Here is a 15,077-nt window from a genome sequence, read left to right as displayed (position 1 = left end):
CCTTCCTGCACTGCCTGTGCAGGATCGATTCACCCGCGGCTACCCGATGTGCAGCTCAGAAGACCGACCAGCCGGCCAGCCGGGCGAACTCCTCGATCGCCGCCACTCCACCGGCGGAGTTACCGTCGGTGTCGAGCGGAGGGCTCCACACGCAGACGGTGCCTAGCCCCGGCATGATGGCAAGGACGCCCCCACCGATGCCGCTCTTGGCGGGCAGGCCGATCCGGTATGCGACGTCGCCGGCCGCGCCGTACATGCCGGACATCAGCAGAACCGCGTTGACCCGGCGGACGGATCCGCTGTCGAGGACGGTCGCGTCGGCCGAGCGGTCGGCCAGGAAGAGTGCCGACTTCGCGACCGTTTCCACGGACGCGGCGATCGCACACTGGGCGAAGTACTGCGTGAGCACTCGATCTATCCCGTTGACGAGTTTGCCGTGCTCGGCGAGGACGTGGGCGATGGCCGCGTTGCGGTGGTCGGCGACAGTCTCCGAGAGCGCGACGCGACCGTCGGAGTTGATCACCGCGGTACCGGAGGTCGAGGCCAGGAGATCGATGGTGGCACCCACCGCGTCCCCGGTGAGCTCGAGCAGCCGGTCGGTGACCACGAGGGCGCCCGGATTGACGAAGGGGTTGCGTGGTCGGCCGAGGTTGCGTTCGAGCTCGGCCACCGAGCCATAGCCGGAGTCGGTCGGCCCCCATCCGATGTGGTCCCACACCGCGGGGTTGCGTTGCAGGAGTGCACACAGGGCGAAGAGCTTGGAGAGGCTCTGGATCGAGAACGGTTCGGTTCCGTCCCCGGCGGTGAGCACGCAGCCGTCCACGGTCGCCACGGCCATGCCGAACTTCGTCGGTGGCACCGAGCTGAGCGCCGGTACCTGGGTCGAGACGTGCCCGGCCACCGCGGCGGCGCGACCGTGCTCGGCAGCGATGTCGAGATACTCCTGGAGCTGATCGATGCGCGTCTCGAGTCGCGCGAGATGAACGGAGATTTCGCACCTCGGATTTCACTGGGGCACAACGGCGTAAAGAGCGAACCCTTTTGGACGGCGCGTGTGGCGATCTGGCACCTGATACGGCAGCCGAGCCGTGCGCACAAAAACCGATCCCGTCGACCAACCGGTGGCCACAGGACTGACAAGACGACACTAAACGCATCAATAGAACTAGTCAATAGACCATTTCCCGACCGGCGCCGGCCGGGACGCGGCGTATGTCGGCGATGTTTCGGCCAGAAGAAAATGTGTCTCAAACCACTTTTTCTGGTCTACTGGTCTTGTCTTTAGGCCTTTTACGGTCTTAGGCTCATCGAGCAGACAAAGCGAAAGGTAGATCCCGCATGATCGCCAACTCACACCCTCCAGAGGGCCCCTCCCCCACCGGCCCCGCGGCCGAACCCGCTCAACTCAAGCGTGGCGCGATCGGTCTCGTCGGTGTCGTCTTCATGGTGGTGGCGTTCTCGGCACCGATCACCGCGATGACCGGCAATCTGCCCGTCGCGGTCGGATTCGGCAACGGCATCGGGGCACCGGCCGGCTTCATCATCGCCACCGTGGTGCTGACGATCTTCAGCGTCGGATTCGTGGCGTTGGCCAAGCACATCACCGCGGCGGGCGCCTTCTACACGTTCGTCTCCCGCGGGTGGTCGAAAATTCCCGGCCTGGCAGCGGGCGTGATGTCGATGGCGACCTACATGATCATGGAAGCCGGTCTCGTCGGGATCTTCTCCGCGTTCGCCAAGCAGGCGGTCAGTTCCCAGTTCGGCCTCGATCTGCCGTGGGAGCTGTATGGATTCGGTTGTGTGGTGGTGATCGCGGTCCTGTCGCACAAGGACATCTCGGTCGCCGCCAAGGTCCTCGGTGTGGTGCTGGTCTGTGAGATCGGGATGCTGACGATCACCGCTGTTCGGTCTTTGAGCACCGGTGGACCCGACGGCATCATCTGGTCCTCCCTCAATCCCGCCAGCGCACTGAGCACGAACGGAGTTGCCGGAGGAGTAGTCGGGTTGGGCCTGTTGATGGCGTTCTGGTCTTGGGTCGGGTTCGAATCGACCGCCATCTACGGCGAGGAATCCAAGGACCCGAAGAAGATCGTCCCGCGAGCGACGATGATCGCCGTCATCGGCATCGGCGTCTTCTATACCTTCATCTCCTGGGGCGTGGTCACCGGTAACGGTGCACATCAAGCCGTCGAACGCGCCTCCGGACCCAATCCCTTCGAGCTGCTGTATGCACCGACACGCGAGTACGTCGGCGCGTGGGGTGTGACGGTCTTCGAATGGCTTGTCCTCGGCGGGTCCTTCGCCTGCGCTCTGGCCATCCACAACTCCGCTGCGCGGTATCTGTTCGCGTTCGGCCGCGACGGGCTGCTGTGGCGCCGGCTCGGTGAGGCTCACCCGAAGCATGCCTCGCCGTGGATCGCTTCGCTCACCCAGAGCATCTTCGCCGCGCTCATCCTGGTGCTCTGCTCACTGACCAACTCCGATCCCTACTCCGTGCTCTTCGTGCTGGTCGGTGTCCTGGCGACGCTGTGCCTGCTGATCGTGCAGACGATGTGTTCGATTTCGGTCATCGTCTACTTCCACGTCCGCAAGCAGCACCCGGAAACCGCGAACTGGTGGCGCACGCTGGTGAGCCCGATCATCGGTGGCCTCGGCATGGTGTTCGTGATCTATCTGATGGCGACCAACATGAAGGCGGCAGCCGGATCGGCATCGGACTCGCTGTTCTTCAAGGCGATCCCGTGGATCGTGGTCGGTTTGTTCTTCGGCTCGATGGCACTGGCTGTGTACTGGCGCGCCAAGAAGCCGCACCTGTACGCGCGGATCGGCAGCACCGTCTTCGACGACGAGCCCGACCACTCTTTTCTGACCGAGCCGGCACCCGAGCCCGCCTGATCTACTCCCGTGTGTGGCCCCCTCGTCGCGGCGAGGGGGCCACACACGGTCATGACCCGTACCCAGCGACCCGAAAGGAAATGATGAAGCAGACTTCGAACTCGGTGAAAGTGCTCGTGACCGGCGGCAGCCAGGGCATCGGGCTGGGCATCGCGGAGGTGTTCGCCGCCGCCGGTGCCCAGGTCGCGATCGCGGGCCGCAATCCCGCGAAGCTGGAGAAGGCACGCGCACGGCTGGCCGAACTGGGCGCGACGGTCGCGGCGATCGTCGCCGACGTCGCCGACGTCGCCGACCGCCGATCGTGTGCGCGGATGGCCGCCGAAGCGGACGAGCTGCTCGGTGGCCTCGACGTGTTGTGCGCCAACGCCGGAATCTATCCGGAGCAGACGCTCGAGCAGATCACCCCGGAAGACCTCGATGACGTGTTCGCGACCAACGTGCACGGCATGATCTTCAGCATCCAGGCGTGCCTGGATGCGCTGACCCGATCCGGCCGCGGACGGATCGTGGTGACCTCGTCGATCACCGGACTGATCACCGGATTTCCCGGATTGAGCCACTACGGAGCGAGCAAGGCCGCCCAGCTGGGCTTCGTCCGCTCGGCAGCACTGGAACTCGCCTCCCGCAAGATCACCGTCAATGCCGTCCTTCCCGGCAGCATCCGCACCGAAGGACTCGACGGTCTCGGCACCGACACCATCGCCCGGATGGAAGCGTGCATCCCGCAACGTCGACTTGGTGCCACTTCCGACATCGGGCACGCCGCATTGTATTTCGCCAGTGAGGGCGCAGGCTTCGTAACCGGTCAGACACTGACCGTCGACGGGGGCCAGACCCTTCCGGAGGTGCCCGACGCCGTACTCAGCGCTTGAGCCAGGATTCGAGCGTGTTCCTGGTGCCGAGGATATGCTCTTCCATTTGAGCGGCCGCGACCTCCGGGTCGCGGCTCTCGATGGCCTCGAGGATCGCCTCGTGATGGTCGTTCGCGTTGGGCTCGAGGCGGCCGAAGATCGCTCCCGTCGGAAGCCACATCTTGCGTCGTGCGTCGGCCACCGACTCGAGCAGATAGTCGTTGCGGCAGGCCTGGGCGATCCCCATGTGGAACGCGGAGTCGAGAGTCTGGAACTCGGTGACCCGGTGCGCGGACTGGTCCTGCATCGCGGCGTCGAGGGCGCTGTCCATACTTTCGAGCAACGATCGCAGCTTCGTGAGGTCGGCTGCTCGACGGCGCAGCGCGGCCAGACGGGTCGCCCCGGTCTCCACCACGATCCGGTAGTCGAACGCATCGCGGACCGCGGTCTTGTTCTGGCGCATCAGCCGGCGGGTCTCGGCCGGGTCGTAGGTAGGAGCCTGCACGGTGAATCCGCCGCCGCGCCCGCGGCGAACAGCGATCAGGCCTTCCCGCTCGAGCACTGCCACCGCGGCCCGCACCACAGTGCGCGAGACGTCGAGCATTTCCGACAGCTCCCGCTCGGTGGGAAGCCGGTCGCCGGGCCGGAACTGACCCAACTCGAGCGCCCGGCGCATCTGATCGACGACGAGTTCGTGTGCAGGGATCTGCCGGATCGGACCGAATCCGGACGGCGATGCCGTGGCTGTTGTCATACGAGGCTCCTTCCCCTCGCCCCAATCTAGCGCACCACTCACCCTCATGTTATTTGCTCCAGCCTTTAGACCAACACGACAACCGGTGGCCGTCACAGTCATGCAAATAAAAGACCTAAAAACTTGACCAATCGGCCTTTGTTGGTGAAACTGGGTCCATCGTGGTGACCACGGTCACGTGTTTGGAAAGGAACCCGAAGTGGGCAACAAGGTAATCGTCACAGGCGGCGCAGGAGTCATCGGACAGGCGATCTGCCGCCGATTGCTGCAGAGCAACTACATCCCGATCGCGGCGGACGTGAAACAGGCGATCGACGCGTTCGACCCGAAGCAGGATGGACTGGAGGGCACCATCGCCGTGGCGATGGACGTCACCAGCCGTGAAAGCGTCGAGAGCGCGGTCAATTCCGTGACCTCCGAGGGCGAGACTCTTGCCGGTGTGGTCAACTGCGCCGGCATCCTGCGCGACTCATTCCTCGGTGAGCTGGACGAGGCCAAGCTCGAGCTGATGTTCCAGGTGAACATCGCCGGTATGGCCCGGGTCATCGACGTGACCGCCCCGCTGTTGACCGAGGGCTCCGCCATCGTCAACGTCGGCAGCCTCACCGGTCATTTCGGCCGGTTCCGCGGCGCGTCGGTGTATGGCGCCACCAAGGCCGGCATTGCCGCGTACACCCGCTACCTGGCCGAGGAGTTGGCCCCCCGCGGCATCCGAGTCAACAACATCGCCCCCGGCGTCATCCGCGCCCCCATGAGCCCGTCGATGGCGCGGGTCTCCGGAGGCGAAGAGGTCAGCGCCGGCTACGCGATGCTCAAGCGCATCGGTGAACCCGAGGAAGTGGCCGAGGCCGTGGAATTCTTCCTGTCCCCGCGCGCCTCCTTCATCACCGCGCAGACCCTCCTCGTCGACGGCGGTGTCACCGCATGGTGACCGCGAACGATCTCGCGACCGCTCCCGCCGAGATCTGGGGCGGGTCGGTCGAGGCCGCCAACGATGAGGCGTTTCGCCGCCTCAACGACGCCGACCCGTGGGTGGTCGACGTCCGGCCCGCACGCGAGGTGCTCCCCGGCTACCGGGACAACCTGGTGCTCACCTCTGGCGCTCCGATGCCGTGGGAGGCCTACGTCGGTGGGCAGCGTGAAGCGCTGATCGGTGGAGCGCTGTTCGAGGGCCTGGCCGCTTACCGCGACGAGGCGATCGCGCGGTTCGCCGACGGCAGCATCGAAATCGGCGCCTGTCACGACTACAACGCGGTCGGCTCGCTCGCCGGTATTTACACCGCGTCGATGCCGGTATTCGTCGTCGAGAACCGGACCCACGGGAACGTCGGGTTCTGCAACTTCTACGAGGGCAAGGAACCGCGCCGGCTGAACTACGGCTGCTACGACGAGGGCGTCCACGAACGGCTCGAGCACGTCAACACGGTTCTCGCGCCCGTCGTCGGTGAGGCGATCCGCCGCCGCGGCGGCATCGCGCTCAAACCGATGATCGCCCGGGCGCTGCGGATGGGCGACGAGGTGCACAGCCGCAACGCGGCGGCCTCGATCCTGTTCAACCGGGAAATCCTGCCGTCGGTGCTGGACATGATCGAGGATTCTGTGCCGGGGGTCCGCGAGACCATGCTCCACCTCGCCGAGAACGACTACTTCTTCCTCCGCCTGTCGATGGCGGCGGCGAAGGCCTCCGCCGACGCAATGGTCGTCCCCGGCTCCACCCTCGTCTCCGCCATGGCGTTCAGCTGCCGCGGCTTCGCAATCAAACTCGCCGGCCTCGGCAACACCTGGTTCGAAGGACCTCCGCCGATCCACCAGGGCAAGCTGTTTGCCGGGCACAGCGAGGACGAGATCACTTGGATGGGCGGGGAAAGCCCGATCACCGAGACCGTCGGACTCGGCGGCTTCGCGCAGGCCTGTGCCTTGTCGCTGCAGGATTATCAGGGCGGATCCCCCGAGGTGATGATCGAACGCAACCGGGAAATGTACGAGATCACCCACGGCGAGAACAGCACCTACCGCATTGCACTGTTCGGTTTCCGCGGCACCCCCACCGGCGTCGACTCCCGCAAGGTCCTCGACACCTCCGTCCTTCCCGTCATGGATGTCGGTCTCGCCGGACGGGACGGGGGCCAGATCGGCGCCGGAGTGATCCGCGCACCCCGCGAGTGCTTCGTGGCAGCGCTGGACGAGCACGGCAGAAGGTATGGTCAATCATGACCGCGAGCGTGCCGGACCGGCGGTCGTTACCGCTGACGTTCACCGGGCAGGTGGCGTTGGTGACCGGGGCCGCCTCGGGTATCGGCCGCGCCACCGCCGCCGCGCTCATGGCCGCCGGAATCCGAACGATCTGCCTGGACCTGCGTGAGCCCGAGCCCTTTCCCGGAGTTCCCACCGTCCTGCAGGTCCGCTGCGCGGCCGACGTCACCGACGTCACCGCGTTGCGGGCGGTGATCACCGAAAATACCGGCCAGGAAGGGTTGAGCTACGTCGTCAACTGCGCGGGGGTTCTCGACGACACCGGATTCGCGAACGTCTCCCGCCAGTCGTGGCTGCGGTGCCTGGAAGTGAACCTCATCGGTGCCTACAACGTCATCGATGCGGCCGGGGACCTGCTGCGCAAGTCCGAGGCCGGTGGGGTGGTCAACGTGACCTCGATCGAAGGCGCCCGGGTGGTGGCGTTGAGCAACCCGGACCCCACTCCCCAGTACGCCGCGTCCAAGGCCGGGCTGGCCATGCTGACCCAGTCCGCGGCCCGGGCATTCGCCGCCGACGGGGTCCGCGTCAACAGCGTCTCGCCGGGCTTCGTTGCCACGCCGATGGCGCTGGCGGCCGCGCACGAGGACACCGACGCTCTCCCGCCGTCACTGGCTCCGCGCGTTCCGCTCGGTCGTTTCGCGCGACCGGAGGAGATCGCCGATGCGGTCGTCTTCCTGCTCAGCGATCAGGCTCGGTTCATCACCGGGTCCGATCTCCGCATCGATGGAGGATTCACTCTCACATGAGCACCCTGAAGCCAGTCTCACCCGTGGTGGCGTACGAGGCGTCACTCGGGAGAAACGCACGCGTCGGCAGTTGGGAAGAACTGGCCCAAGGGACCTTCCGCACCGCCGTCGATCGGTTCCGCCGAGGGCTGTGCGACGATGCGGCCGCTCTGGTCGAGGTCACCGTCCTCGAGGCCGAGGAACTGCGCGAAATCTACGAACAGTGGCCGGACCGGGCGATCGAGTGGATGTCGACACACGGCGCTTCGGCGGACGACGTCGACGCGGCGGTTCGCCGTCTCACCGATCTGATCGGTGAGACGGCGATGGCCGGAATCGAGGCGGAGTGGGGACAGTTCGTCGAGGCGGTCGACGTGGCGAGCGAACAGTGCCGCCGCAACGACCCCGCAGCGCCTGGAAGCATCGAGAATGCCCGACTGGTCTGGTTGGGTATCCACGACCGGGCGGTCGACCGTATCTCCGGGACGATCGACATCGCGGTCCGCCTGATCGGTGAGTCGTCACTCGGTGACCTGTGGAATTTCCTGATGGGCGATTGGTACGACATCCATGCCCGTCGCTACTCGCTGACGAACCAGAGTTGGAACGAATCGGCGCACCAACTGATGGTCGCTATCGTCGACGGGTTCCATGCCCACCTGACCGGGGTCTCCCGACAGGGTGACATCGAGTTGATCGACGAGCCCGATCGCATCGGTTTCCGATTCGCTCCGTGTGGGTCCGGCGGTCGCTCGCTCGATCCCGACATCACCGCCGACGAGCCCCGGGCCGATGCCCCGTTCGGCTTCGCCGTCACCACCGAACCCCATGACTGGGCGTGGAACAAACGCGGCATCTGCTCCTATTGCGTCCACTGCTGTCTGCTCAACGAGGTGATCCCCATCGACCGCCTGGGCTACCCGACCAGAGTGATCGACCCACCGACCTGGCCGGAGAGCCGTGCCGACGCCACCTGCACCTGGTGGGTCTACAAACACCCCTCACTCGTACCCGATGACGTCTACCGCCGCGTCGGACGCAACCCTGAACTCCGCCCGAAGGACCACAACCATGTCTAATCACGTTTCGATGACGCAGCTCGAGGTCCCCGACTACGACCTGGGCCTGCGTGGCAAGCTCGTCAAGTCGGACAAGACGGTCAGTCCTGCGAGTCTCGCCTTCTGCACCATCATCTACGGTCTCTCGTTGACCGACGAGGTGACCGACACGCCGTTCAGCAACGCCGAGAACGGCTACCCCGACATGACACTCGTCCCTGACGAGAGCACCCGGATAGAACTGCCGTGGCGTCCGGGGACGCAGGCGGTGATCGGCGACCATGTCGCACCCGATGGGCGTCCCTTCGAGGCGTCGCCTCGTGGGGTACTCAAGTCGCTGATCGAACGGTACCGCGCACTCGATCTCGAGCCCGTGCTCGGCTACGAGTACGAGGTGTGGATCTTCGAGGAGAACAAGGACTGCGAGCGCGGCGATCTGACGCGGTTCCAGCCCTTCGGGGCGACGGAGAACGCCTACAGCCTCACCCGTTCAGCGGAGATCGACCGCTTCGCCCAGCAGTTCATCGACCGGATGAACGAGATCGGCATCGAGATCGAGGCCTTCCATGCCGAACTCGGACCGGGTTTCTTCGAATTCACTCTGACCCCGCAGCCCGCGCTGCGTGCGGCGGACAACGCCGCTCGCGCACGCCAGTACCTCCGTGATCTGTGCGCCGAGCACGGACTTCGTGCGAGCTTCATGGCCAAACCGTTCGCCGACAAGTCCGGCGCCGGCGGGCATGTCCACTCGAGTCTCGCCCGCGGCGGCCAGAATGTCTTCGCGTCCGAACCCGGCAAGCTCTCCCCGGAGGGCAGTCACTATCTCGCCGGCCTGGTCAGCTCGATGCCCGACCTGGCGCTGATGTTCAATCCGTTCGTCAATTCCTACAAGCGCATCGCGCCGGGAATGTTCGTTGCGGAGAAGGCAGCCTGGGGATACGACGACCGCAACGTGGCCTGCCGCGTGCTTCTCGGCGGGATCGGGTCGGCGCGCGTCGAACACCGCCGTCCCGGTGCGGATGCCAACCCTTACATCGTCGCCGATGCGTTGCTGGCCGGGGGTCTCGACGGCATCCAGCGATCCATGGACCTGCCCCACTCTGGATCACGTGATGCCGGCGCGGTCGACCTGCCGAGCAATCTCGCTCAGGCCGTGGCGCTGTTCGAATCGTCGGCACTGGCCGCCGACCTGCTCGGCAAGACCTTCACCCAGTCGTATGCCGCGACCCGACGAGCCGAACTCGAGCGCTTCGAGCAGTGGATGCACAACTCGATCACCGACTGGGAACTGTCCCGGCACCTGGAGCACCAGTGAGCACACACATTCAGACCCTCGACCTCGACCAGTTCGAGGCACTCGCCTCCGCCGGGGAGATCGACACAGTGGTCTGCGCGACCCCAGACCCGTACGGGCGACTGGTCGGTAAACGACTGACCATCCAGGCCTTCCGCTCGTTGGGATTGAACGGTGACGGGATCAACGCAAGCAGTTTCATCTTCGCTGTCGACCTCGAGATGACTCCGCTCAACCTCCCGGTGTCGAACTCCGCCAACGGGTGGGCCGACATCCGACTGGTTCCAGACCTGACCACCCTGCGGCGGGTGCCCTGGGAACCCAACACCGCGCTGGTGATCTGCGACGCCTACGAGTGCGGCTCGGACACGATGCTCAGCGTGGCGCCCCGCACCATCTTGAAGAGGCAGATCGAGCGTGCCCACCGAGAAGGATTGGTGTTCAAGTTCGCCTCGGAACTCGAGTTCTTCCTCGCCGCAGTCGCACCCAACGACGCGTGGCGGGCGGGCTATCAGGACCTGAAGATGCTCTCGAACTACCGATCTGACTATCAGATGATCCAGTCCGGGCGGGACGACTGGTTCATCCGCCAGATCCGTAACCAGATGCCGGCATTCGGGATCTCGGTCGAATCATCCAAGCCCGAGTGGGGTCTCGGCCAGCAGGAGATCACCCTCGACTACTGCGACACCCTCGAGATGGCCGACCGCCATGTTCTGTTCAAGTACGGGATCAAGCAGCTCGCGCACCAAGCCGACTTGACGGTGACGTTCATGGCCAAACCGAAGATCGACGACGTCGGCTCCTCCTGCCATCTGCACGTGAGCATGTGGTCGATCGAAACAGGAAAGCCCCTGTGCTGGTCGGAGACCGCCGACGGTGGAATGTCAGCGCAGTTCGGCTCGTTCGTGGCCGGCCAACTTCACAACGCCGTCGACATCAGCTTGCTGTTCGCCCCGACAATCAACTCATACAAGCGGTTTCAGCCGGACCAGTTCGCCGGATCCGCCATCGCGCTCGGTGAAGACAACCGTTCGTGCGCCTTCCGCCTGGTCGGGCACGGACCCTCCTTCCGGGTCGAGAACCGGATCCCCGGTGCCGATGTCAATCCGTACTACGCCTACTCGGGCACCATCGCAGCCGGGCTCGACGGCATCGAGCGCCAACTGCCGACGCCCGCAATCTTCAGCGGAAACGCCTGGGAAGGACGCGAGGTCGAACTCGTCCCGACGTCGATGCACCGCGCGATCGATCTGTTCGCCAAGAACAAAATGGCGCGTGCCGCCTTCGGCGACGACGTCTACGAGCATCTCCTCGCCTTCGCCCAGGCGGAGTTGACCTCCTTCGATTCTCACACGGTGACCGACTGGGAAACTCGCCGCTATTACGAACGCATCTAACACCGATTCCACGAAAGGACCGCCATGACATTGGATCCCATCGCCCAGAAGATGATCGACGACTCCCGAGCGTCCGGACGACCGAATGCCCACCTGCTGCCCGTGGAGACTGCACGGCAGAATTTCGAAGACACCTTCGCAGCCCTGACCAAACCCGAAATCCATCGCACCGTCGACGTCGAGATCCCGATCCGCGACGGCGAGAGGATCCGCGGCCGGCTCTACCTGCCCAGCGAGGCGACTGACCTGCCGCTCACTGTGTACTTCCACGGTGGCGGTTGGCTGCTCGGCAGCGTCGACTCCCACGACGTCACCACCCGGTTGCTGGCGACGACGTCCGGCAGTGCCGTGCTGTCGGTCGACTACCGGCGTGGTCCCGACTACCGCTTTCCCACCGCCGTCCACGATGCGATCGACGCCCTCGAATGGGCAATCAGCGACGACGCCCAGCTGCCTGTCGACATCTCCCGCGTTGCCGCCGCCGGAGACAGTGCCGGCGGCAACCTCGCAGCCGCGCTGGCGTTGCACGTGCGCGACACCGGCACAGTACGTCTGCGGCACCAGTTGCTCGTCTACCCCGTCACCACCTGTGACCTCGACCGCGGATTCGACGACGAGTACCAGGGAATCATGCTCGAGCGCGACGAGATGCAGTGGCACCAGGACAACTACCTGCCCTCTTCCGACTTCGCGCAGGACCCGCGGGTGGACGTCCTGTCCGCCGATCTGAGCGGGTTGCCCGACACCACAGTCATCCTCGCCGAATGCGATCCGATCCGCCCGCAGGGCGAGCTTTTCGCCGAAGCAGCACAGGCCGCGGGTGTCGCGGTCGAGGTGCATCAGACACCTGGCATGGTGCACGGCTTCTTCGGCCTCGACGAGGTGTTCCCCGCGGCCACCGCCGCCATGGAGTTCGCCGGTTCCCGGCTGGCTCGCGCCTTCGATCAGGAACTCGTGCGATGACCCGGACTGCGCTCGTCACCGGCGCGGCCGGCGGGATCGGGCTGGCTACGGTACATCGTCTGGCCAAAGACGGTGTGCGGGTCGTGGCCACCGACGTCAAAGACCGCGTCGACAATCTGCCCAGCGGCGTCGAATACGTGGCTTTTGATCTCCTGGGCACCGAGGGCTTCGACGACCTTTTTACGTCCTTCTCCGGCGACGGCCTGGACTACCTGGTCAATGCGGCCGGAGTCGCGTTCTTCGATCGCGACGGATCGACGTTCGACATCGACGAATCCATCTGGGACACCACCCTCGGCATCAACCTGCACGGGCTTCGGAAGGTGACCAAGGCAGCGATCCCTCATTTGCGACGTGGTCAGGGCCGTAGCATCGTCAATGTGGCAAGCACCGCTGGCGTCCGCGGGATGGATTCTCCCCTCGACGCCTACCAGGTGAGTAAGGCCGCAGTGGTCTCCTTGACCCATGCCCTGGCGTTGCAACTCGGCCCCGAGGGAATTCGGGCCAACACCGTGTGTCCCGGAGCGATCCTCACCCCGATGATCGACTACCTCTATGAGCGCGCACCCGAGCGCCGCACCGAAATGGAGAACCGGACACCGCTGCGCCGGCTGGGCCTGCCCGAGGACATCGCGGCCGCGGTCGCCTTCCTGCTCTCCGATGAGGCGTCCTTCATCACGGCCGTCGACCTGGTGGTCGACGGCGGTTGGACCGCACAGATCAAGTAGCGGCGCTGCGTGGTCGGGACTCGGAGATCCGATCCCGGCCACGCTCACACGCGCACTACCCCGGGGAGAGCCGGTCCATCCCGGCCGCCCCGAAAACCCACCTGCATCAGCAAATTTCCCTCCGGGGATTGACATCTACCTTTAAGGCCTAAATACTGAACCAATAGAGGTTTGGGGTTGGTCCACAAGGTCCCAGACTCCGGCACCAGTACCAAGCTTTCAGACAGGAGAACGCCATGGCACCCAGCGCACGCGGGCGGACCACAGCACGAGTTGCCATCATCGGTTCCGGATTCAGCGGCATCGCAGCCGCGATCGCGCTGAAGAAGAAGGGGATCGAGGACTTCATCATCTTCGAGCAGTCCCCCGGACTCGGCGGCACCTGGTGGCACAACCGGTACCCGGGCGCCGAGGTCGACCTCGAGTCCCACATCTACTCGTTCTCCTACGAGCGCTACGACTGGAGCCGCACCCACGCCGGCTGGCAGGAACTGCAGGGTTACCTCGAGCACGTCGCCCGTAAGTGGGACCTGCACAAGCACATCCTCTTCAACGAGAAGGTCGAAAGCGTGACCTGGTCGGACGAGAATCACGACTACATCGTGGCCACCGAATCCGGCACCGATCACGGACGGTTCATGTCCGTCATCAGCGCGGTCGGCTTCCTCAACATCCCGTTGGTGCCGCCGTTCGCTCGCGGCGAGAGCGACTACGAGGGCGCCCTCTGCCACACCTCGCGGTGGATCGACGGCCTCGATCTGACCGACAAGTCGATCGGCGTGGTCGGTACCGGCTCGTCGGCGGTCCAGGTGGTCACCGAGGCCGAAAAGGCCGGCTCCGAGGTCAAAATCTTCCAGCTCGAGCCCAACTGGTTGCTCCCCAAGAAGAGCCGGGACTTCACCGACCAGGAGCGCAAGCTCAACCGCTTTGCACCGATCTACGCCTGGCGGCGGTTCAAGCTGTACGCCGACTACGACAAGCGGCAATACCGGGCCAGCCATGCTCGCTCCGACGGACGTACCAACAAGATCAAGCGTCAACAGTCGCTGGCGTTCATGCAGCACGAACTCGGCGACCGCCCCGATCTTATGGAGCTGGTCACCCCGAAATTCGCCTACGAGGCCCGGCGCACCGTGGTCAGTGACACCTACTACGCGGCGCTCAAGAGTCCCAAGGTCAGCCTCGTGCCGCACGGGGTCAAGGGTCTGACGCGCACCGGCGCCGTCGACGCCAACGGCGACGAGCACGACCTCGATGTCATCATCCTCGCAACCGGGTTCGACGCAGCGAACTACCTCGGCAACTATCGGGTTCGAGGCGAGAACGGTGCCGACCTGCACGGCCACTGGGAAGGCGAGCCCGAGGCCTTCCTCGGGATGATGGTGCCCGGGTTCCCGAACTTCTTCATCATGTACGGCCCTAACACCAACTCCATTCCGCTGGTGTCCTTCTACGAGGCGCAGGCCGGCTTCGCTGCCGGTCTGATCTCCCGCGCCGCCAAGAAGGGCCGCACCAAGATCTCGGTGCGGCGCTCGGCGTTCCTGATCTACAACGACTGGGTACAGAGCGCGTTGGGTAAGACGGTGTGGGCGACAACCCGCAACTACTTCCAGTCCGGAAGCGGCAAGATCGTCTCCCAGTGGCCGTTCAGCGCATCGGCCTACATCGCGGCGACGAAGTTGCTGCGCCGGTTCGCCGTCAAGATCGACTGACGGACCTGAACTTGCCGGCATCCGCGCCCCCAGCCTGATCGGGTGCCGGCATCCTGCTCCAGCCGTTGGACACCGGCTGGACCGAGGAGGGGAGCTACTCGGAGCTTTCCCTCCCACATCGGCGCCACAGCGCTGTTCGGAGAACAGCCCGCCGCGACACCACCGTGTCGCGGCGGGTCGAGCTGTCTCTACCCGCACAGTCCGGCCGCCGACCGCCGATCGGGCGAACCGACACCGCCGGCGACGACAGTGTTGGACATGCGATTTCTGTCCCTCGGTGGATTCCTCCTCCACATGCCACTCCGCATTCACAGCAGTCGAGAAAGAGGCAGTCACAGTGACCAGCGCAGCAGAAACCTCCGAACTAGCGGCGTTCGCGCCGAGTCCCGAGTTCACCGCCACGGCGAACGCCGGCCCCGAGCTTCAGGCTGCCGCCGACGAAGA

General features: G+C 65.1%; 13 protein-coding genes. 11 read left to right on the top strand and 2 right to left on the bottom strand.

Annotation, left to right across the window (positions count from 1 at the left end; genetic code table 11):
- Positions 1 to 55: 55 nt before the first annotated feature.
- On the bottom strand, positions 56 to 931 hold the full coding sequence (gene glsA, locus AZG88_RS24980; RefSeq protein ID WP_269455062.1) for a glutaminase A: 876 nt from the start codon (positions 929 to 931) through the stop codon (positions 56 to 58).
- Between the two features lie 407 nt (positions 932 to 1,338).
- Here glsA and AZG88_RS24975 point away from each other — a divergent pair, with 407 nt between their 5' ends.
- On the top strand, positions 1,339 to 2,895 hold the full coding sequence (locus AZG88_RS24975; RefSeq protein WP_082833463.1) for an APC family permease: 1,557 nt from the start codon (positions 1,339 to 1,341) through the stop codon (positions 2,893 to 2,895).
- Between the two features lie 83 nt (positions 2,896 to 2,978).
- Positions 2,979 to 3,767 carry a 3-oxoacyl-ACP reductase FabG gene (gene fabG, locus AZG88_RS24970; protein ID WP_061699539.1) on the top strand — a complete coding sequence of 263 codons (789 nt, stop codon included), beginning with the start codon at positions 2,979 to 2,981 and terminating at the stop codon, positions 3,765 to 3,767.
- Here the strand turns inward: fabG and AZG88_RS24965 are convergent.
- The gene (locus AZG88_RS24965) at positions 3,757 to 4,500 is read right to left on the bottom strand and encodes a FadR/GntR family transcriptional regulator (RefSeq protein WP_061699513.1); all 744 of its coding nucleotides are present in this window, start codon (positions 4,498 to 4,500) and stop codon (positions 3,757 to 3,759) included. The two genes, fabG and AZG88_RS24965, sit on opposite strands and share 11 nt — an antisense overlap.
- A gap of 199 nt (positions 4,501 to 4,699) precedes the next feature.
- On the opposite strand from AZG88_RS24965, the gene AZG88_RS24960 reads away from it, so the two are divergent.
- From AZG88_RS24960 to AZG88_RS24920, 9 genes are all read left to right on the top strand, one after another.
- A complete protein-coding gene (locus tag AZG88_RS24960; protein ID WP_061044870.1) occupies positions 4,700 to 5,431 on the top strand; it encodes an SDR family NAD(P)-dependent oxidoreductase in 732 nt (243 codons plus the stop codon).
- Complete coding sequence (locus AZG88_RS24955) at positions 5,425 to 6,714, top strand: DUF1116 domain-containing protein (protein ID WP_061699512.1); 1,290 nt, start codon at positions 5,425 to 5,427, stop codon at positions 6,712 to 6,714. Before AZG88_RS24960 ends, AZG88_RS24955 begins: the two co-directional genes overlap by 7 nt.
- Positions 6,711 to 7,499: an SDR family NAD(P)-dependent oxidoreductase gene (locus AZG88_RS24950; RefSeq protein ID WP_061699511.1), complete on the top strand. Its 789-nt coding sequence runs from the start codon at positions 6,711 to 6,713 to the stop codon at positions 7,497 to 7,499. The genes AZG88_RS24955 and AZG88_RS24950 overlap by 4 nt, the downstream gene beginning before the upstream one ends.
- Positions 7,496 to 8,557, top strand: a complete 1,062-nt coding sequence (locus AZG88_RS24945) for a hypothetical protein (RefSeq protein ID WP_061044867.1) — start codon at positions 7,496 to 7,498, stop codon at positions 8,555 to 8,557. The genes AZG88_RS24950 and AZG88_RS24945 overlap by 4 nt, the downstream gene beginning before the upstream one ends.
- Positions 8,550 to 9,851 (top strand): glutamine synthetase family protein, encoded by a 1,302-nt coding sequence (locus AZG88_RS24940; RefSeq protein ID WP_061699510.1) that lies wholly within the window; start codon positions 8,550 to 8,552, stop codon positions 9,849 to 9,851. Before AZG88_RS24945 ends, AZG88_RS24940 begins: the two co-directional genes overlap by 8 nt.
- A complete protein-coding gene (locus AZG88_RS24935) occupies positions 9,848 to 11,230 on the top strand; it encodes a glutamine synthetase family protein (RefSeq protein WP_061699509.1) in 1,383 nt (460 codons plus the stop codon). The genes AZG88_RS24940 and AZG88_RS24935 overlap by 4 nt, the downstream gene beginning before the upstream one ends.
- A gap of 24 nt (positions 11,231 to 11,254) precedes the next feature.
- On the top strand, positions 11,255 to 12,193 hold the full coding sequence (locus AZG88_RS24930) for an alpha/beta hydrolase (protein ID WP_061699508.1): 939 nt from the start codon (positions 11,255 to 11,257) through the stop codon (positions 12,191 to 12,193).
- Entirely contained in the window at positions 12,190 to 12,921 is a 732-nt protein-coding gene (locus AZG88_RS24925) for an SDR family NAD(P)-dependent oxidoreductase (RefSeq protein WP_061699507.1), read from the top strand. Before AZG88_RS24930 ends, AZG88_RS24925 begins: the two co-directional genes overlap by 4 nt.
- Positions 12,922 to 13,157: 236 nt before the next feature.
- Positions 13,158 to 14,633 (top strand): flavin-containing monooxygenase, encoded by a 1,476-nt coding sequence (locus tag AZG88_RS24920; protein ID WP_061044862.1) that lies wholly within the window; start codon positions 13,158 to 13,160, stop codon positions 14,631 to 14,633.
- Positions 14,634 to 15,077: the final 444 nt, after the last annotated feature.

This window comes from Rhodococcus sp. LB1, assembly GCF_001583455.1.
Lineage (GTDB): Bacteria > Actinomycetota > Actinomycetes > Mycobacteriales > Mycobacteriaceae > Rhodococcus_F > Rhodococcus_F opacus.
Note: the sequence above shows the minus strand (reverse complement) of the source record. Positions and strands in the feature narration are given on the sequence as shown.

Coding starts and splice junctions, on each gene's coding strand:
- AZG88_RS24975 (WP_082833463.1), top strand. CDS start 1,339: ATGATCGCCAACTCACACCCTCCAGAGGGCCCCTCCCCCACCGGCCCC.
- fabG (WP_061699539.1), top strand. CDS start 2,979: ATGAAGCAGACTTCGAACTCGGTGAAAGTGCTCGTGACCGGCGGCAGC.
- AZG88_RS24965 (WP_061699513.1), bottom strand. CDS start 4,500: ATGACAACAGCCACGGCATCGCCGTCCGGATTCGGTCCGATCCGGCAG.
- AZG88_RS24955 (WP_061699512.1), top strand. CDS start 5,425: ATGGTGACCGCGAACGATCTCGCGACCGCTCCCGCCGAGATCTGGGGC.
- AZG88_RS24950 (WP_061699511.1), top strand. CDS start 6,711: ATGACCGCGAGCGTGCCGGACCGGCGGTCGTTACCGCTGACGTTCACC.
- AZG88_RS24945 (WP_061044867.1), top strand. CDS start 7,496: ATGAGCACCCTGAAGCCAGTCTCACCCGTGGTGGCGTACGAGGCGTCA.
- AZG88_RS24940 (WP_061699510.1), top strand. CDS start 8,550: ATGTCTAATCACGTTTCGATGACGCAGCTCGAGGTCCCCGACTACGAC.
- AZG88_RS24930 (WP_061699508.1), top strand. CDS start 11,255: ATGACATTGGATCCCATCGCCCAGAAGATGATCGACGACTCCCGAGCG.
- AZG88_RS24925 (WP_061699507.1), top strand. CDS start 12,190: ATGACCCGGACTGCGCTCGTCACCGGCGCGGCCGGCGGGATCGGGCTG.
- AZG88_RS24920 (WP_061044862.1), top strand. CDS start 13,158: ATGGCACCCAGCGCACGCGGGCGGACCACAGCACGAGTTGCCATCATC.